The following is a 20,018-nucleotide window of genomic DNA, read 5'->3' on the forward strand; positions in this document are numbered from 1 at the left end:
TAACATGTGGGAGAGTAGGTCGGTGCCAGATCTTAAAAGAAGCCCCGTAACGAAAGTTGCGGGGCTTTCTTGTTTACACGTACATTTCCCTCACGAGCCTGAGAAAAGGCAGCATCTGCATAACTGTGAATTATCTGGCACGAATGCTGGGCCACATGACCGGAACACTTCGACAGCTGTACCTGCCCTGCAGACCAGACCCGATTGGAGCGTAAACCGAAGGGGCCAGTTGCATACGGCCCGTATAACGGAAAGCGGGAATGACGATCATGGCTGCAGCGCAGATCTTCTTCTTCATAACTGGAAACATGTTCTTCTTAATTAGATAGAAACTATTTGAGTTTAACTATGTTTAAATTACAAATAACATAAGGTTTCACTGTGCATTATGCTTATCTTTGTACATTAATTACTATAAAATGAATATCAATTTTGGATCAAGAAAGGAAGTTTTAATGCATGTTGAAAAATACATGTTAAAAATGATGCCTACTTATTTAAAACCTATAGATACAAATTGGCAACCATCTGATTTTTTGCCAGATTCTACAAGTGAATCTTTTTTTCAGGATATTAAAATATTAAGAGAAAATGCTAAAGATTTATCTTATGATTTAGTTGCTGTTTTAATTGGCGATACGATTACAGAAGAGGCTTTGCCTACTTATGAATCTTGGTTGATGATGATGGATGATATTTCGAGGGATGAAGAAGGAGGCTGGATGAAATGGAATAGATATTGGACTGCAGAAGAAAATCGTCATGGTGATCTTTTGAATAAATATTTGTATTTAACTGGACGTGTTGATATGCGCCAGATGGAAATATCTACCCAATATTTAATTGCAGATGGTTTTGATATTGGTACAGGTCATGATCCGTATAGAAATTTTGTTTATACAAGTTTTCAGGAGTTAGCTACTAATATTTCGCACAGGAGAGTAGCTTCTTTAGCTAAAAAAGACGGGGATACGTTACTTTCGAAAATGTGTGGTGTAATTGCAGCAGATGAGGCTAGACATGCTAAAGCATATAAAGATTTCATGTCGAAGATTTTTGAAGTAGATCCTAGCGAAGCAATGATTGCTTTTGAGGATATGATGCGCAAAAAAATTGTGATGCCTGCTCATTTTTTACGTGAAATGGGATTAAAAATTGGTCAGACATTTGGTCATTTTACAGATGCAGCACAACGTTTAGGCGTTTATACTGCTGTTGATTACGTAGAAATTATGCAACAATTGATAGAAGAGTGGAAAGTTGATAGCATAACTGAATTAAATGAGGCTGGTGAGAAAGCGAGAGATTATATCATGAACTTACCAGCTCGTTTGTTAAGGGTTGCTGAAAGAATGAAAAATCCAACGATGGAATATAAATTTAGCTGGATACATTCTTAGCTGTAATTTGTAATATTAGAAAGGCTCCATTTTGGAGCCTTTTTTGTTCTAAGATATTACATATTTCTGCGGTATTGACCGCCAACTTCGTACAATGCGTTACTAATTTGCCCGAGAGAACAGATTTTACAAACTTCCATTAGGTGTTCAAATATATTTGCACCGGCTACTGCTGATTTTTGCAGATTTTTTAATGCTTCGCCTGTTTTTGTAGCGTTTCTATCTTGAAAAGCTTTAAGGGAATTAATTTGAAATTCTTTTTCTTCTTCTGTAGCACGAATTACTTCACCAGGAACTATTGTTGGTGAGCCATTTTTATTTAAGAAAGTATTTACACCAACAATTGGGTATTCACCAGTATGTTTTAGTGTTTCATAGTATAAACTCTCCTCTTGTATTTTACCACGTTGATACATGGTTTCCATTGCTCCTAAAACACCACCGCGGTCATTTATACGTTTAAATTCTGCCAACACGGCCTCTTCTACCAAGTCGGTTAAATCTTCGATAATGAAAGCACCTTGTAATGGATTCTCATTTTTTGCTAGGCCTAGTTCACGGTTAATGATTAATTGAATGGCCATTGCTCTACGTACAGATTCTTCAGTTGGTGTAGTTATTGCTTCATCATAAGCGTTGGTATGAAGAGAGTTGCAATTATCGTAAATTGCGTATAATGCTTGCAATGTTGTTCTGATATCGTTGAAATCAATTTCTTGTGCATGCAATGATCTACCAGAAGTTTGGATATGATATTTTAATTTTTGAGATCTATCGTTTCCTTTGTATTTGTTTTTTATCGCTTTCGCCCAAATTCTACGTGCTACACGACCAATAACTGAATATTCTGGATCGATACCATTACTAAAGAAGAATGATAAGTTAGGTGCGAAATCATCGATGTGCATTCCTCTACTTAAATAATATTCTACAAAAGTAAAACCATTACTCAACGTAAATGCCAATTGCGAAATAGGATTTGCACCAGCTTCTGCAATGTGATAACCGGAGATAGAAACAGAATAGAAATTTCTTACTTTTTCATCAATAAAATATTTTTGGATATCGCCCATCATTCGCAAAGCAAATTCTGTAGAGAATATACAAGTATTTTGAGCTTGATCTTCTTTTAAAATATCTGCTTGCACTGTTCCTCTAACCGAGCTTATAGCGTAAGCTCTTATTTTTGAATAAACATCTTGCTGCAAAACCTCATCACCAGTAACTCCTAATAACATTAGGCCTAAACCATTGTTACCCTGAGGCAGTTCTCCTTGATATTTTGGTCTGTCGATCCCTTTTTTCTGATATATTTCAGAAATTTTTGCCTCAACTTCCTGCTGTAAACCATTTTCTACAATGTATTTTTCACATTGTTGATCTATTGCAGCATTCATGAAAAATCCTAACAACATAGGAGCAGGGCCATTGATTGTCATGGAAACTGATGTTGATGAAGCACAAAGATCAAATCCCGAATACAACTTTTTAGCATCATCTAATGTGGCAATGCTTACACCAGAGTTGCCAATTTTACCATAAATATCTGGGCGAATATGGGGATCTTCTCCGTATAATGTTACTGAATCGAAAGCTGTTGATAAGCGATGTGCAGGTTGACCTAATGATACATAATGAAAGCGTTTATTGGTGCGTTCTGGACCACCTTCACCGGCAAACATTCTTGTTGGGTCTTCTCCATCACGTTTTAAGGGGAAAACACCAGCTGCATAAGGAAATTCTCCGGGTACATTTTCAGTTAATAACCACCGTAAAATATCTCCCCAGTCTTCGTATCGTGGTAAACTAACTTTTGGAATTTGTAATTTAGATAGAGACTCATAAAACAAAGGCTGTTTAATTTCTTTGTCTCTTACTTTGTAAACAAAAAATTCTTGTTTGTATTTTTCTTTCGTTTCTGGCCATTGGCGAAGTAAACGTTTGCAATCGCCATCTAATTGTTCTTCTAAAAATGTGTAGGCATCTTTCAATCCCTCTCCGAAATTTTCAAAATCATTAGAGAAATCAATTACACCTTTAAGTTGATATAATTTTCTGGCTATTTTACATTGTTTATCTACCCATTCATTGTAGGTTTCACTAGCTTCAGCTATTTCAGATAGATAACGAATACGATCTGGTGGAATTATATAAATTTTTTCTGATTGCACATCCGTCATTTCCATTAAAGAAATAAAATCGGTGCCAGTTTTCTCTTTTATGCCTTTTAATAATGCCACAAATAAATTGTTCATGCCTGGATCGTTGAACTGAGAAGCCATTGTTCCATAAACAGGAATTTCTTCATCCTTGGCATCAAAAATATTGTGGTTGCGCTTGTATTGTTTACGCACATCGCGTAAAGCATCTAATGCGCCACGTTTATCGAATTTATTTATCGCTACAAGATCAGCAAAATCTAACATGTCGATTTTTTCTAACTGCGTTGCTGCGCCAAATTCAGGTGTCATTACGTATAGAGAAATATCACAATGTTCGGTTATTTCTGTGTCTGATTGACCAATACCGGATGTTTCTACAATAATTAAGTCGTAGCCAGCTGCTTTACAAATATCTATACTCTCTTGAACGTTTTTTGATAAAGCTAAATTTGCTTGTCGAGTTGCTAATGAGCGCATGTAAACCCTTTGGTTATTTATAGCATTCATTCTAATTCTATCGCCCAACAATGCTCCACCGGTTTTACGTTTTGATGGATCTACAGATATAATTGCGATGGTTTTATCTTTAACTTCTACTAAAAATCTTCTTACCAATTCGTCAACTAGGGATGATTTGCCAGAACCACCTGTACCTGTTATACCCAAAACTGGTGCTTGATTTTTTAAGGTTAGTTTTTTTAGCTCATCAACAAAATTTTGAGCACCCTCAGGGTCATTTTCTGCAACAGTTATTGCAGATGCAATACTTTTAACCTCTTTATTTGGAATGTTTTCTAATTCGTTAGTTATTGCTTTTGTAGTAATAAAATCTGTTTGCTCTAGCATATTATTGATCATGCCTTGCAAACCCATTTTACGACCATCATCTGGCGAATAAATTCTTGTAATACCGTGTGCTTGTAATTCTTCTATTTCTGAAGGGAGAATAACACCACCACCACCAGCAAATATTTTTATGTGTTTTGCACCTTTTTCTTGCAGCAAATCATACATGTATTTAAAATATTCGATGTGTCCACCTTGATAAGATGTCATCGCGATACCTTGAACATCCTCTTGAATTGCACAATTAACAACTTCTTCTACCGACCTATTGTGCCCTAAATGAATTACCTCTGCACCAGATGATTGCAAAATACGGCGCATGATATTTATAGTAGCGTCGTGACCATCAAATAATGCAGCAGCTGTAACAAAACGGATTTTATTTTGAGGCTTGTAGGGTTGAATTTGTTCCATGTAGGTTTTCTATTTGGTGTACAAAGTTAATAAAAACTAAGGATTGGCAATGTTAATCATACAATAGATACAGAAGAATGATTAAGAAACACGCTTATGATTTGAAAAGCAGTTTCAAAAGCTTTGATTAAGGTTAGTCGGGCTAACCGTTACAATTCCCGATGAAAAATCGGGAGATTTACACTCATATCCCGTTTATATAATTTTGGTTAATGCTACTATTTAAAGTTGCAATAAAGCAAAACACATATCCTAACTCATTTGCATAGCACAATAAACTTTTATGGCTTGTAGTTAAATACTAGCTACATAAACTACTTTGTATGTTTTATGCGATTTGCAACTTTTGTGTATTGCACTGTTTAATGTTTAATAAGCCTGATTGAAATGATAGCCCGAAATGTATCCGCCGCGGCGGAGAATGAGGACTATAAATGAAAAGCAGGACTAACGATAATCGTAGTCCTGCTTTTGCCTTTCTAAAAAATAGAAATCTATTTTGTTATTTCGGTAATTGGTGTGCCGATGCAACCATTTGGCATTTGTATACGCAGCAGTGTTGCAAGTGTTGCAGTAATGTCTGTCATGTAATATTGTTTAGATGTTTTGCCTGGTTTAATATTCCAACCCATAAAAACTAAGGGAATATGCGCATCGTAATTGTACCAACCACCATGGCCAATGCCAGAAGGTGAGCTAGAATTGTACCATGCAGCATGATTGATAATTTGAATATCGCCACTTAATTTTGGATTATAACCATTTGCTAGTCGGGTTTTTAATTCGGCAGGTATTGTAGTGTTTTGAAGATTTGTTAAATCTATTGCGTTGCTTACGCTTTTTTGTTTTTTAAGGTAATTTATTGCAGCATTTTTAACGGTTGTAAAATCTAACTTACTGTTTTCGATTACCTCATGATCAAAAATTACCTGATCATTTGTAATGGTGATAATAGATTTTTTAAGTTGGAATTTTTGCTGCATTAAAGTATCTAAACCTCTGTAAAGTGATCTTGATGTAAATCTTTCGGCAGGAATTTTATTTTTTGCTAAAAACTCTGGCGTGTGTGCTACGCCATGGTCTGCAGAGATGAAAAATAAGTAATTGCCTTTACCAACGGTTTTATCTAGATAATTAAAAAGCGCTTCTAAATCTCTGTCTAATCTTAGATAGGTGTCTTCAATTTCTATAGAATTTGGACCAAATTGGTGGCCAATGTAATCTGTTGATGAACAACTAATGGCTAAAAAGTCGGTAATTTGATCTTTGCCCAATTCTTCTTTTTCTATTGCTAGCTTAGCAAAATCGATAGTCATGGTATTACCAAAAGGTAAACTCTTAATCATTTCGTTATTTTTGCCGATATATTGTTTGGTATTATGAGGAAAAGAAGATTCAGTTTCATCTTTAAATCTTCCTTCGTAAGCTACGTTATTCGAGTCGCTTAACACATAAGTTTCTATAGGATACAGCGTGTTCCATCCTTGCTCATAATATTTATTAGCTACTTTTAAAGCATTGTATTCATTAACCCATGCAGGTAATTTATCCATGTAATGAGTGCTTGTAATCCAATTTCCGCTTAAACCATCGTGCCAATAAGCTGCATTTGCCGAATGGCCACCGGGTAAAATTGCACCTCTATCTTTCATTGATACACTTACCACTTTTGCCTGAAAATTTGTTGCAATACGAAGCTCATCAGTAATGGTATTAACCTGAAGATTTTTTGGAGACATTAAACCAGCATTTGACGTACTGCCAACAGTTTTTTTACTTTTATCTTCAACACAGTACATATCTCTACCAACCATAGGGTCGTACCAAGAATTTGCTATAATACCGTTTAGCGCAGGTACCGAACCTGTGTAGATTGATGCATGGCCACAAGCAGTTTGTGTTGGTGTATATGGTATAAATGCATTTTCTGCAGAAAAGCCCTGGTTAATTAATCTCTTAAAGCCTCCTTTTGAGTAGCGATCGTAAAAGCGATATAGATAATCCCAACGCATTTGATCTACTACAAAGCCAACTACCAATTTTGGTCTATCTACAGTTGTTGGATATTGTGTAGTGGTTGTATTGGGCTTTACCCACTTTTGAGCCTGAAGCTGAGTGAAAGTTGAAATTAACACAACTAAAAAAAGTATTCTTCTCATTCTTTTGGTTTTTGTAAGTTGGTAAAAATAGCAATATGATTGTGAAGTAAAGGTGATATTATTATAAAATTTCTGCTACTACGAATGTGCTACCACCAACGAAGATAAGATCGTTAGGAGTGCTTTTTTCTTTTGCATTTTTAAATGCATCAACAACAGATGTAAAAACCTTTCCTTTTAGGTGGATTGAAGCAGCTTTTTGAGCTAATTCTATTGCGGGTAAAGCACGTTCTAAGTTTGGTTGACAAAAATAATAGGTAGCCTGTAGTGGTAATAACGTTAAAACGCCATCAATATCTTTATCTTTTACCATACCAATAACCATGTGTAAGTTTTGATATTTGGTGTTTGAAATATTTTTAAGAATTTCGGTTATACCGGCTGTGTTGTGACCAGTATCGCAAATAATTAAAGGGCTTTTGCTTAGCGTTTGCCATCTGCCTTGCAAACCAGTGAGTTTTTTTACGTTAGCTAGTGCTTGATAAATTGCTTGGTCTGAAATATTGAATGCAAGCTCTCTTAATTTTAAAACTGATTGGATAACGGTTAAAATATTCTTTTGCTGATAAGTTCCGGTTAGATCAAGAGAAAGTTTTTTGAAAATTATCTCGTTATTTTTTACAATATCTAACACTAAGTAAGAGCCTTTTATGGTTTGATTAGTGATTGATAATTGCTCTTCAGTAAAAAATATCGGTGCTTTTTCTTTTTTTGCTTTTACCTTGAAAACTTCAATAGTTTCTTCGTGTTTTTCGCCAATTATAACTGGTACATTTGGCTTAATAATTCCTGCCTTTTCGAAAGCTATTTCTGCTAAAGTATCTCCAAGTAAATTGGTATGATCTAAACTGATGTTTGTAATTACAGAAAGCTCTGGAGTGATGATGTTCGTTGAATCTAATCTGCCACCTAAACCAACCTCAATTACAGCAATATCAACTTGTTCTTTTGCAAAATAATCAAAGGCCATTGCTACGGTTACTTCAAAAAATGAAGGTTTAATTTCTTCTATGATTTGCTTTTGCTCACTAACAAATTGTTTAACGAAAGCCTTTGAAGCCATTTTACCATTAATGCGAATTCGTTCTCTAAAATCTTTTAGATGGGGAGATGTATAAAGCCCAGTTTTGTAGCCTGCTTTTTGCAAAATAGCTGCCAACATGTGTGATGTTGAACCTTTGCCATTTGTACCAGCGATATGGATAGTTTTAAATTTATGCTGAGGATTATCTAACCTAGCACACATTTCTATGGTATTGTGTAAATCTTTTTTTAGTGCAACATCGCCAATGCGAGTAAACATTGGAAGTTTACTGTAAAGAAAATCTAACGTTTGTTGGTAAGTCATTTTTGATGAAAAATCAGCTTACTTTACTTTAAAATTAAAGATAACTACACCTGTTTGGCTATCGCCACCAACATCAGATTTACTTAATGAGGAGTTTAAGACAGCTTTGATACACTTATTTACTAATTCTGTATCTGTTAAAGTAGAACCTTTTAGTTCTTGATTTGCCCTTGTAATTGCGCCAGCTTTATTAAAGTAAATTCTAATGGCAATTCTTCCAGTTTTCTGTCCATCGTCGGTAGGAATTACTAAGTTAGAAAAACGTCTAAGTGGAATAGGAGTGTTGCCATTACCAGAACCACCTTCGCCATAATTTGGAGCTAAAGGATCTCCGTTTATGCTACCTTGGTTGCCTGGAGTGTTTCCAGTTCCATCACCTTGTCCGGCGCCATTATTTTTTTTGCCTTTGTAAAGCGCATTTTGATTTATGGCTTGTTCTGCAGGCTTTGTTTCTTTTGCACTAGTTGGCGCATTGTTACTTTTTTTATCCTTGGTATTTATACTAACTGCATCCTCACTGTTTTGCGTGGCAATATCTTTATCACTCATTTGAGAAGAAACAGTTGGTGTAACTTGCTGTTCTGGAGTAATTTTATCAGGCATTTTATTGTTCGCATTTTCGTCCATAGAAGGTTCTTCAATGCTGGTATAATCTGTACCCATACCAGTTACCGAAGTTCCATAGTTTACAACCATACCACCCATACCAATATCTTCTGGTGGTTGAAAAGATCCGATAGCCCAAAAAATGCTCAATACAATAAATAAGGCCATTATGCCTGTAGATATTGCAATTGCTTTTGGGTAGTTATTTTCTTCTTGGCTTGTCATTAATTTTTCTTCTGTTCTACTGCTAAAACAACTTTTAATTTTAGTTTGTTCGCTACATCAAAAACCTGCATGGTATTTTCAATAGAAACACCTCTTGCCACATATAAAACTATGGTTACATCATTTGCGGCTTGCTGATAAGTTTGTACTTTACTTTCAATTTGGTCTAAAGTTACTTGTTCTTTATCAACGAAATAATTTAAATTCTCGTCTATAGTTACCGTAACTGTTTTTTGTGAAGTAGATTGTTGTCCTGATTCTGAACGTGGCAATAACAGTTTAACTACCTGTGGATTTACTACTGCAGATGCCAATAGAAAAAACAAAAGCAAGAAGAACATGATATCGTTAAGTGCAGAAGTATGAACTTCAACCGTACCTTTTTTTCTTTTGCGTAAATTCATTATTTGCCCGGCTCTTCTAATAAATCTATAAATTCAATTGCATCAGTTTCCATTTTAAGGATGATTTTTTCTACCATCATATTTAAAATGTGATATAAAACATAGGCGATGATACCAATAATTAATCCAGTAGCTGAAGTAATCATTTTAGTGTATAAACCACCAGAAATAGTTCCAATTTCAATTGCTCCTTTGATAGATACATCATGAAAAATGGTAATTACACCTATAATTGTACCTACGAAACCAAGCATTGGTGCAATACCAGCAATAATACCTAAAACACCTATGTTTTTTTCTAGCTTAGAAACTTCTAATTTACCTGTATTTTCAATTGCACCTTCAATATCTTTAATTGGTCTGCCTATTCTTTTTAGGCCTTTCTCTAACATTCTACCCAAAGGAGATTTTGCATTTTTACTCAAAGCGATGGCATTATCTAATCTACCATCGTGTATATTTTGTTTAATCTGAAACATTAAATTCGATTCATCTTTTGATGATTTGCGAATGGTAAGGTAGCGTTCAATAAATATTACTAAACCTAAAAAAGCCAATAATGCCAATGGCACCATTACCCAACCTCCGGCAAATAATAAATCTATAAAACGAAGTTCTTTAGGAGCTGTTGCAACAGTTGGGGCTGCAACATTTGTAGAATCGATCATCTGGTTCACTGTGTCTTGAACTGCTAAAAGCAATGTATTCATGTGTTATTTTTTGGGTTTGATGGGTTGTATGTAAATTCCCTGGTTTTTTAAAACTACTCTTAAACTATCTCTATATAATTTTGCTTTGTATTCTGTCAAAAATGTACCTGCACTGATATTAATCATTGTTTTAGACAATTTTATCTTTTTAGCTTGTACACCTTCTTTTGCTAAATTTGCAATAATTCTATTCGCCTTTTTCTCTGTAGCAACAGCACTCACTAATACTTCATAAGTGGTTACTTTGCTGCTATCAGTAGGTGGAGTTGTAACGCTATCAGTACTTAATTTAACTAAATTATTGTTCTGAGCTAAAGTATCAACAGCAATTGTATCGATGGAATTACTTACTGAGTCAGCCATTACTGGAACTATCACTTGTTCTTTATTGCCAAAGTTTTTATTGAAATAGTTGTTAAAGTAATTAGGGCTGATAAAGTAAACAATTGCTCCCAAAGCGATAATTACCAATAGTGCAATCAAAAATTTCATGAAGAAAGGTAATCCTGTTTTAACTTCTTCTTCTTCATATTGAGGCTCTACAACATTTACTGGTTGGGTCTCAATAACTTCTTCAACTATTTCTGGTTTTGTTTCTTCTTCAACAGTTTCAATAACTGGCGGATTTTCATTTAAGTGATGATATTTTATTGGAGTATTTACTACTTCAGTAATTTCTTCATAAACTTCTTGCTCATCATTTAAAAGAACATTTTCTTCAACATCAGTTTCTTGTCCAGGATTTTCTTCTTCTAATTTATTTTCCTCAACAATTTCCTCTAAAAGGTTTTCTTCAGCATTGCTGGATGTTTGTGAAATCGAATCATCCTGCTCAATTTCAGTAACTTTTGGTAAACCATAAAAGTCAACCCCAATAGCCTCACTATCTGCTGGCAAAAACTTAATTTCGTTGTCGTTTGAAACTAGTTTGCCTAACTCACCTAAATCTGCTTGTTGTTTATCTGCAAGCTCATTTTGTATCCGCTCTGCGAACTCGCTGATGTAGTAATTTGCAGATTCTACTGTAATATTTCTTTCAGAACTGATATAGTTGGCTAGTTCTTCTTGCTCTTTTATATCTTCTGTAAAAGCAATGGTGTAACTAGGTGGTACAAAAGCGTGCTGAACTGCATCGTATTTACCAGGTGATTTTTGCTTATAAAAAGTCCCCAAACCAGTTATACCAACTGTTTTACGGGTTTTTAAAAGTGTGATAAGGTATAATAATATATCCATTCTGGTAAAAATAAATTATAATTTGGTACCAACCAATAATTAATTTATTTGGCTCTTAAAATGAGTAGCTTAAACCACCAAATATGTTAATGCCATTTTGTTGATAATAAAGAAATCTGCTGTACTTTGTGTTTAAAATATTGTTAGCTTTTGCAAAAACAGAAAATTTATTGTTGATTTTATAATCGGCTCCAATGCCTAAATCTACAAATCCTTTAACAGTTACAATAGTTTCATTTGAGAAATCGGGTAAAGTTGGATATACTCCCGCAACTTGCGGGTCAGTATTAAAAATCTTTGCTTTGCTGTCATCTTGGATGGCTACGCTAGCATTAAAACTTAATTTTTTGTTATAGGTATAAGAAAAATTAGAGCTTACACGCAACTGTGGTTTAAAATAGCTTTCACGCTCCACGGCAGGTTTGTAATCTTCCATTATTATGTTACCTGTCCACTTTAAATTATCACTTACTTGGACAGATAACTCACCTTCTAAGCCTAATAACTTCATGTTTCCGAAATCATAAATTACATCAAATTTATTGAAACTATTAAAGTTGTTTACAAACAATGGCATATCTGTAATTCTTTTACTGTAGAACTTAGCTTTGTAACCAAATCCTGGTCCGCCTGTACCTTTTATACCGCCACTAATACTTAACTTTTCTACAGTATTTTGTATAGCGATATTAGCATTTAAGAAAGGATTTTCATCAGTAAAAGATTTTAAAGTATTTCTAGTTACATCACCTTTAACCTCTCCAAAAATTTGTAAAAATTCAGGAATTAAAGTAAAATCTGCAGTTACAGCTGGAAAAAATCTTGTGCTAGAAACTTCGCCAAACTCTTGAACCAAATTTACGCCAGCAGTAATTTTTACTCCATTTGCTTGTAATTTGATATAAGGATTTAAACGGAACAAGTTGTTAGAAATATTGGTGTTGATATCTTTGGTGCTACCAAGTTCTAATGAACTGGCTAAACCTAAATTAAATTTGCTAATTCTTTTATTTAGATAACCTGTAATGGTAACTGCATTTTCTTTAGCCGAAAATTTGTCGTTTAATAGGTAAGCATTAATTTTTGCTGCGTAACTTAAAGCGTTTTCATCAGTAGTAAATTTATTGATTGCTTCACCTTCAATTTCAAAAAAATTAATCGCTTGCTTTTCTGGGTTAGGGTTTAAAGTAGGATTTAAATCATCAATACCATAAAAATAAACACCGTGTCTTTGAAAATTTACACGACCATTTAATGTGGCTTTTTCGCCAATGCTGCGACCAAAAGCACTCAATTGTTGTGTGTTTTCATTCTGCATGTTCAATTTTCCTTCTTGACCAAAATGCCTAAAAAATGCACCAGCTTGTAAAGCTTGATCATTCCCAGTACCTACATAAGCTTCAGCCAAAAAGGTACTTAGCGAGCCTAAGCCACCTTTCACATAATTGTTTATTAATTCAGCAGATTTTTCATCAGCCAACTGTTGAGCTTGTAACTTTTGAATATCTGAGTTTAATGAAAGTCTACGATCGGTAACTAGGTAATTGAACTTAGCCTTATAAGTGCCTACATTATTTAAATCAGGACTTCTTCTTAGTTTAACAGCTTCGGCTAAAACGGGTTTATAAGGTCGTATTACCTCAATTTCTTCAGTTACAATTTTTTCTGGCGGTTTAACATCTTGTGCCTTTAAGGTAAAAGATCCAGCTGCTAAAAAGATGATGGTGCTATATATAGTTTTTTGTAGTGTCATTTGTGCTTAGTTAATTTTTGCTAATTTTTCTTTTGCAGTTGGAAGGATATCATCATTGCCTTCATAATTATCGATAATGCTTAATAGCGTACTTTTAGCTTGAAGTTTATCTTTTAAAGCCAAATAATTATCTGATAACAAAATGAATGATTTAGCCACCCAATAATCGTAAGAAGGCATATTATTAATTAAATCAAAACATGTTTTTTGCGAAGTTTTATAATCGCCTTTGGCATATTGTATAGCAGCCAAATTGTATTTTGCTTCGGCAGCGGCCAACGTTTTTGTTTTGGCTACAACGTTATTAAAAGATTTAATTGCCTGCGTGGTATCTGCTTTTATTAAGGAAGCTTTACCAATATATAAATCAGCGCTATTTTTTTCTTCTTCAGATGCCTTATCAGATGTCTTGATAATTTCAGCATACTTACTCATATCATCGGCCATGCCTAAAGCATTGTAAGCCTTTAGCAAATTGTTAATAGCGTAGGTATAGTGAACTTTATAATCGGCTGTGGTTTCTAATCTTTTTAAATAAACAATAGCTTCATTATATTTTTTCTCGTCCATTAAAACTTTAGATACGCTGATTAGTGAACGCTCCGTATAATCACTAGTCCAATCGTTTAAAATGTAGTCGTAATCTGGAATGGCTTCTGCAGAGCGACCTAATTTCACCAAAGATTCAGCTCTAATAAATTTAGCCTCTTTATCATGAATTGCTTTTGGAAATTTATCAAAATAAGCATTTATTGCTTCATAAGCTCCTTTAGCATCACCTTGCAAATATCTATTGTTTGCAGCTTGAAAAACAATGTTGTCTTGCTCGCTCATAGAATAGTTGCCCAGCGGAGTTGTGCCTGCATAGGCTATAAATCCATTTGCATCACCTTTATCAATGTAGATGTTTTTAATAGATTCTAAGGCTTGTTTTGCTTCTGGTGAACTGGCGTAATCTCTAATTACTTTTTTAAATGATTCTAAAGCCATATCATCTTGGTCTTGGTTATATTGAACTAAACCGATAGTAACTAAAGCACGAGGAACGTAACTGCTACGAGGATATTTAGCAACTAAATCAACTAAATCTGACTTAGATTTGTCAAAATCACCTTTGTTAAAATAAGTATAAGCAGTTTCAAAACCAGCATCGTCTGCATAATTTGAATTAGGGAATTTACTTAACAAACTTTGCATAGTTGTAATTTTTGCATCGTCTTGTTTCTCTAAACCTTGGATCATACCTCTTTGAAACAACGCATAATCTTCGCCAGTTAATTTACCATTTATGATTTTGTTATAGTAAACCATGGCATCTCTGTAGTTTTTATTTACAAAATATGCATCCGCAAGGCGGATGGTAGCATCTGTTACTGTTTTTGCATCTTTATCATTGCCATTTAAAAACTTTTCGAAATAATTTGCAGCCTTAGTATACTTTTCATCTTCAAAAGCAGCATAACCTAAAGCATAGTTTGCGAAATTATACACATCAGTTTTTTCTGCAGATGGCATGGTTAAAAATTTCTCGAAAGTTTTAACAGCCTCTCCATATTTACGTAACTCATACATCGATTCTGCCATCCAATAAACGCTTAATGCATGTATTTCGCCATCTTGAGGAAAGTTACCCGAACGCAGAAACATAGATAAAGCATTAGGAAACGCTCTTTCGTTGTAATATTCTAAACCACGGAAATAAGTTGCTTTTTGATAAGCTTCTTTTGCTTCTGGAGTTTTATTTGGCAAAGGCTCTAAAATATCAATAGCAGTCTGATAATTTTTGCTGGTTAGCAAAATCTCGCCCTGCAAAACCCTAGCCTCTGTTAATTTTTTTGAGGTTGGAAATTGTTTGATAAATCCTTGAACCGATTCTAGAGCTTGCGCATTAAAATCTAACTCATAGCTTAATCTAGTGTAGCTTAACCAAGCTTCTTCTTGTATAATTTTATCAAAATCTAATCTCGATGCTCTAAAAAAAGCACTTCTTGCTTTCTCTTTGTTATTCAATTTTAGCGAAGCTCTGCCTAGCGTGTACATCCCGTTTTGTAAATACACATCGTCTGTATTTAATTTTTCTAAAACAGGTACTGTTTCTTTATATTTTTCATTTTGAAATAATGAATAACCATATTGGTAAATGAAAAGATTGTTTTTAGTTTGATTTTTATCCTTTGCATAAAACTCTGCAAAGTATTTTTCAGCATTTTTATATTCGGCCTTTGCAAAATAAGATGCGGCTACTAAACTTAACATTTCTGGCTCAAACTGTTGTTTTGTTTTTGCCATGGCAGGTAAAGCATAGTCAATTACATCATCATAACGCTCATCTAAATAATACATTGAAGTGATGTAGTACGGGTAACTTGCCTCGTAAGTAGGAGAGCCCTTTAATTTTTCGAAATTGGCAAGTGCTGTTTTGTACTCTTTATTCAGATAGTTGATGTACGCAAAGTAATAGGTTGCACTTTCTTTAAATTTCGTATCTTCTTTTTTAGCAGCTTCAAATAAAGGTTCTGCTTTATCGTAATCTTTTATCTGAAAATAAGAATAACCTTGTTTAAATTGATATTCTACTCGTTCTTTTTGCGAAAGTGAAGTTGGCTCTGTTTTCTCAAACCATTCTAGTGCTTTTGTGTAGTTTTTTTGAGCGAAGTAAGATTTACCTACATGAAAATAAGCTAATTTTGTATTCGGATTTAATGGATATTCTCTAATAAAATCCATAAACAAGTTTTCAGCATCATCATTGCCTAATTCTAAAGCGCAAACTGCCGCATAAAATTTTGCATTTTCTTTAATTAACGATAACTCTGCGTTGCTTTCTTGTTGTTTACTGGCTTTGTTTCTTGCTTGCTCTACAATTTTAAATTGTTGCGATGCGGCTGCATATTTCTCGTGCTGAAGCAGTTCTAAACCAGTTTGGTAATTTTTATTTAGGGTTATTAGCGGACTAATTTGGGCAAAACTAGCGGTGATACCGCCAACTAAAAAGAGGGGAACTAATAGAAATTTCTTCTGCATAGGTTTCAAATATGGTTGGTACTAAATTAGAAATAGTATCAATGCTTATCAACATAAGTAATTAACATCTGTTGATAACACAGTTTTAACGATTGGATTTTGGAAATGTTGTTAAAGATTAGAAAAGTATTAGAAATGCTTAATCATTTTGACTAGCGAGCAAATAAAGTACAGCCATTCTAACAGCTACTCCATTTTCTACCTGTTCTAAAATAATAGATTGTTTACTGTCAGCAACATCGCTGGTAATTTCTACACCACGATTAATTGGACCAGGATGCATCACTACAATTTCTTTATCTAAATTATCAAGAATTTGTTTGTTTAAGCCATACATCATGGCGTATTCGCGTTGCGAGGGGAAGTATTTAATATCTTGGCGCTCCAACTGTATCCGCAACATATTTGCTACATCGCACCAGTTTAAAGCCTTTTTTAAATCATGTTCAACTTTAACACCCAGGCTAGCTATATGCCTTGGTATTAGTGTTGTTGGCCCACAAACCATTACTTCTGCACCTAACTTTTGCAAACATAAAATATTAGAAATTGCCACTCTCGAGTGTAAGATGTCGCCAACAATAACTACCTTTTTGCCTGCAACATCTCCTAATTTTTGGCGAATGGAAAAGGCATCTAACAAAGCTTGTGTTGGATGCTCGTGAGCACCATCGCCAGCATTTACAATTTGTGCATTAATATGTTTACTTAAAAACTGGCCAGCACCAGCATACGGGTGACGCATAACTACCATGTCTACCTTCATGGCTAAAATGTTATTTACAGTATCAATTAAAGTTTCGCCTTTGCTAACTGATGATGATGAAGCTGCAAAGTTTACCACATCTGCAGAAAGTCTTTTCTCTGCTAATTCGAATGAAAGTTTTGTACGAGTAGAGTTTTCGAAAAATATATTGGCAATGGTAATGTCTCTTAACGATGGGACTTTTTTAATGGGTCTGTTAATTACATCTTTAAAATTATCAGCAGTTTCGAAAATCAATTCAATATCATTTAGGTTAATGTCTTTGATGCCTAAAAGATGTCTTGTTGATAGTTTGTCTGCTTCCATTTTTCTTATTGTTTATCTGATAATAAAATCACTTTGTCTTCGCCTTCTTGTTCTTTCCAGCTCACCTTTACTTTCTGCGAATCTACACAATCAACCTGCTGTCCAATGTAATTAGGCTCAATAGGTAAATGTCTCGAAAACCTTCTGTCGATCAAAACCATCAATTCAACTCTTTCTGGTCTACCGTAAGCTAATAATGCATCCATAGCCGCCCGAATTGTTCTTCCAGTCCATAACACATCATCAATTAAGATAACTTGTTTACCTTCTATGAAAAAGTTGATGGTATTGCTACTTGCTGTTACCAAACCATCTTTTCTTCTAAAATCATCTCTAAAAAAAGTAATATCTAAATTACCTTTTTTAATGGATGTTGTTTTTAAAATTTCGGAAAGTTCTTGGTGTACGCGATCGGCGAAAAATGTTCCTCTAGGTTGGATACCAACTAATACTGTATTGCTAAAATCGGTGTGATTCTCAATTAACTGATGACAAAGTCTCTTAATTGTGATTTGAAATTTTTTACCGTCTAGGAGGGTTCTCTTCTGCATTTAACAAGGATTGAGCAAATATAGGCAAATGTTTTAATTTGGGAAGTTGATTTGTTGGAATTTTAAATTTGTTTAAGCCATCGCCTTTTGTAATAGTGATTTAAATTCATCATTAATTAAAGTGGTAATGGAGCCAACCTTCCCATTGCCTACATCTTTACCATCAATATTTAATACTGGCATCACATTTTTGGTAGAACTGGTGATAAATGCTTCATTAGCATTAGCTAAATCATCTAATGTAAAATCTTGTTCAACAATATTATATCCAGCAATGCTAAAATTTAATATTTTGCTTCTTGTTATTCCCCATAAAATGGAAGTTTTAGGAGTAACAACTGTATTTCCTTTTACCATAAAAATGTTTGCTCTCGGACATTCTCTAATTGCTCCATTATTGTGGTATAAAATATCATCAGCCAGTTGTTCTTTTACTTTTGGTTGCAAAAGTATGGCTTGCAAATAATCAATAGTTTTAATGTTTGATAATTGCCTTTGGTGGTTGTGAGTAATTAATCGCAAACCTCTATCAAAACTACTTTCATCCATTTTAAAAGGTGTCTGATTGATAATTAAATTAGGTTCAGCAATTAAATATCCATCTGGAGAAAAGCCACCAGTTAAAATCATTTTTATACCAGAGTTTGGTATTTGATTATGTTCCATTAAATCGTAAACCATGTTTAATAAGGTTTCTCTATTATACTTAACAGGAAGGTTTAATGCATTTGCAGACGCGTAAAATCTGTTAAAATGATCGTCGATAAAAACTGCTTTTCCGTTGATTGTTTTTAAGAAATCAAAAATTCCATAGCCTCTTTGTATGGCCAAATCAGTCACATTTAGTTTTGCCTCTTCCTCTTTAAATAATTGATTGTTAATGGAAACGAACCTTTTATTCATTAGTTGATGTTATTATATTTTTTTAAAATGGTTAATACTTTTTCAATCGGTAAACCCTCTACTACATTGCCTTTGTTGCCTTTCATTGTTTTTCCGGCAAATAAAGAATTAATAATAGCTTCTTCTGTAGCTTCTATGGCAGCCATGAAAATGGGAGAGGTATAATCGTTGTGTAAAGTGTTGTTTTGATTAACTTTTTGTTTTGGACTATGTGCAATTCGAAGATTTTCGGCAGTTGAGAATGCAATTACATAATCGCCACTACCATTCGAAGCTATTCCTCCAGTTTTACCTAAACCCAGAAAAGCTCTTTTAGCCAATCTTTCTAAATTTCTACTGTCTAAAGGAGCATCAGTAGCTACTATGATCATGCAAGAACCATCAACGTTGTTTAATAATTGATTGCTAAAATCGAATTTACCTAATTCTTTACCTACGTTAACTCCATTAATTTGTAAAACACCTCCAAAATTTGTTTGCACCAGCACACCAACCGTATAACCACCCAAATTTTTTGGTAATTTACGTGAGGATGTACCGATGCCACCTTTATATCCAAAACAAATAGTGCCAGTGCCTGCACCCACATTTCCTTCCTCAATTCTTCCATCCTTTGCATTGGCTATAGCAGTTAAAACGTCGGCAGTTGTAACATGCCTACCCTTTATATCATTTAAAAAACTATCATTCGTTTCTCCAACAACAGCATTAACCGAACGCAAATTTTCATTTCCACTTTGTTTTAAAGAATAGCTAATTATAGCATCTATTGCTGTAGCAACATTCATGGTGTTGGTTAAAACAATCGGCGTTTCTAGGTTACCTAACTCCATTATTTGTGTGCTGCCTGCAAGTTTACCAAAGCCATTAGCAACAAATATAGCTGCAGGTACTTTCTGCTGAAAGAGGTTCCCAGAATGCGGTAAAATTGCTGTTGCACCTGTTCTAACAGAATCACCTTCAATTAATGTTGTATGACCAACTTTTACACCCACAACATCAGTAATGCTGTTGAAATTTCCGGGATTTACAACGCCGATATTTATGCCATAATCTCTTGCTCTTTTTATTTCTTGAGCTTTTGTGGCCGAAAAAATGAAAAGCAATAATAAGGTAAGTTGCCATTTTTGCATCACTAAAGTTATAAAGTATTTATAAGATTCAACATATTTTGGTAACAAAATGATAAATGTAAACTTTAACAT

General features: G+C 34.2%; 14 protein-coding genes. 1 reads left to right on the forward strand and 13 read right to left on the reverse strand.

Annotated features, from left to right (window positions below; genetic code table 11):
- The first annotated feature begins 419 nt into the window (after positions 1 to 419).
- Positions 420 to 1,400 carry an acyl-ACP desaturase gene (locus AC07XU_RS07405; protein ID WP_494943001.1) on the forward strand — a complete coding sequence of 327 codons (981 nt, stop codon included), beginning with the start codon at positions 420 to 422 and terminating at the stop codon, positions 1,398 to 1,400.
- A gap of 56 nt (positions 1,401 to 1,456) precedes the next feature.
- Here the strand turns inward: AC07XU_RS07405 and AC07XU_RS07410 are convergent, their stop codons facing one another.
- From AC07XU_RS07410 to AC07XU_RS07470, 13 genes are all read right to left on the reverse strand, one after another.
- Positions 1,457 to 4,822, reverse strand: coding sequence for a methylmalonyl-CoA mutase family protein (locus AC07XU_RS07410; RefSeq protein WP_494943002.1), 3,366 nt, complete (start codon positions 4,820 to 4,822; stop codon positions 1,457 to 1,459).
- A gap of 494 nt (positions 4,823 to 5,316) precedes the next feature.
- Positions 5,317 to 6,981: an alkaline phosphatase PafA gene (gene pafA, locus AC07XU_RS07415; RefSeq protein WP_494943003.1), complete on the reverse strand. Its 1,665-nt coding sequence runs from the start codon at positions 6,979 to 6,981 to the stop codon at positions 5,317 to 5,319.
- A 61-nt stretch (positions 6,982 to 7,042) separates the two neighbouring features.
- On the reverse strand, positions 7,043 to 8,329 hold the full coding sequence (locus tag AC07XU_RS07420) for a bifunctional folylpolyglutamate synthase/dihydrofolate synthase (RefSeq protein ID WP_494943004.1): 1,287 nt from the start codon (positions 8,327 to 8,329) through the stop codon (positions 7,043 to 7,045).
- A gap of 18 nt (positions 8,330 to 8,347) precedes the next feature.
- Positions 8,348 to 9,160, reverse strand: a complete 813-nt coding sequence (locus AC07XU_RS07425) for an energy transducer TonB (RefSeq protein ID WP_494943005.1) — start codon at positions 9,158 to 9,160, stop codon at positions 8,348 to 8,350.
- Entirely contained in the window at positions 9,160 to 9,564 is a 405-nt protein-coding gene (locus AC07XU_RS07430) for an ExbD/TolR family protein (protein ID WP_136876954.1), read from the reverse strand. The genes AC07XU_RS07425 and AC07XU_RS07430 overlap by 1 nt, the downstream gene beginning before the upstream one ends.
- Positions 9,564 to 10,274: a MotA/TolQ/ExbB proton channel family protein gene (locus AC07XU_RS07435; RefSeq protein ID WP_494943006.1), complete on the reverse strand. Its 711-nt coding sequence runs from the start codon at positions 10,272 to 10,274 to the stop codon at positions 9,564 to 9,566. Before AC07XU_RS07435 ends, AC07XU_RS07430 begins: the two co-directional genes overlap by 1 nt.
- Before the next feature lie 3 nt (positions 10,275 to 10,277).
- The gene (locus tag AC07XU_RS07440; protein WP_494943007.1) at positions 10,278 to 11,510 is read right to left on the reverse strand and encodes an HU domain-containing protein; all 1,233 of its coding nucleotides are present in this window, start codon (positions 11,508 to 11,510) and stop codon (positions 10,278 to 10,280) included.
- A gap of 55 nt (positions 11,511 to 11,565) precedes the next feature.
- Positions 11,566 to 13,263: a TonB-dependent receptor gene (locus AC07XU_RS07445; protein ID WP_494943008.1), complete on the reverse strand. Its 1,698-nt coding sequence runs from the start codon at positions 13,261 to 13,263 to the stop codon at positions 11,566 to 11,568.
- Between the two features lie 6 nt (positions 13,264 to 13,269).
- Entirely contained in the window at positions 13,270 to 16,287 is a 3,018-nt protein-coding gene (locus AC07XU_RS07450; protein ID WP_494943009.1) for a tetratricopeptide repeat protein, read from the reverse strand.
- A 139-nt stretch (positions 16,288 to 16,426) separates the two neighbouring features.
- Entirely contained in the window at positions 16,427 to 17,359 is a 933-nt protein-coding gene (locus tag AC07XU_RS07455; RefSeq protein WP_494943010.1) for an aspartate carbamoyltransferase catalytic subunit, read from the reverse strand.
- Between the two features lie 5 nt (positions 17,360 to 17,364).
- Positions 17,365 to 17,910 carry a bifunctional pyr operon transcriptional regulator/uracil phosphoribosyltransferase PyrR gene (gene pyrR, locus AC07XU_RS07460; RefSeq protein ID WP_494943011.1) on the reverse strand — a complete coding sequence of 182 codons (546 nt, stop codon included), beginning with the start codon at positions 17,908 to 17,910 and terminating at the stop codon, positions 17,365 to 17,367.
- 72 nt (positions 17,911 to 17,982) lie between these two features.
- Entirely contained in the window at positions 17,983 to 18,813 is an 831-nt protein-coding gene (locus tag AC07XU_RS07465; RefSeq protein WP_494943012.1) for an aminotransferase class IV, read from the reverse strand.
- Positions 18,813 to 20,018: a DmpA family aminopeptidase gene (locus AC07XU_RS07470; RefSeq protein ID WP_494943013.1), complete on the reverse strand. Its 1,206-nt coding sequence runs from the start codon at positions 20,016 to 20,018 to the stop codon at positions 18,813 to 18,815. The genes AC07XU_RS07465 and AC07XU_RS07470 overlap by 1 nt, the downstream gene beginning before the upstream one ends.

The organism is Pedobacter sp. GW456-11-11-14-TSB4, assembly GCF_059424425.1.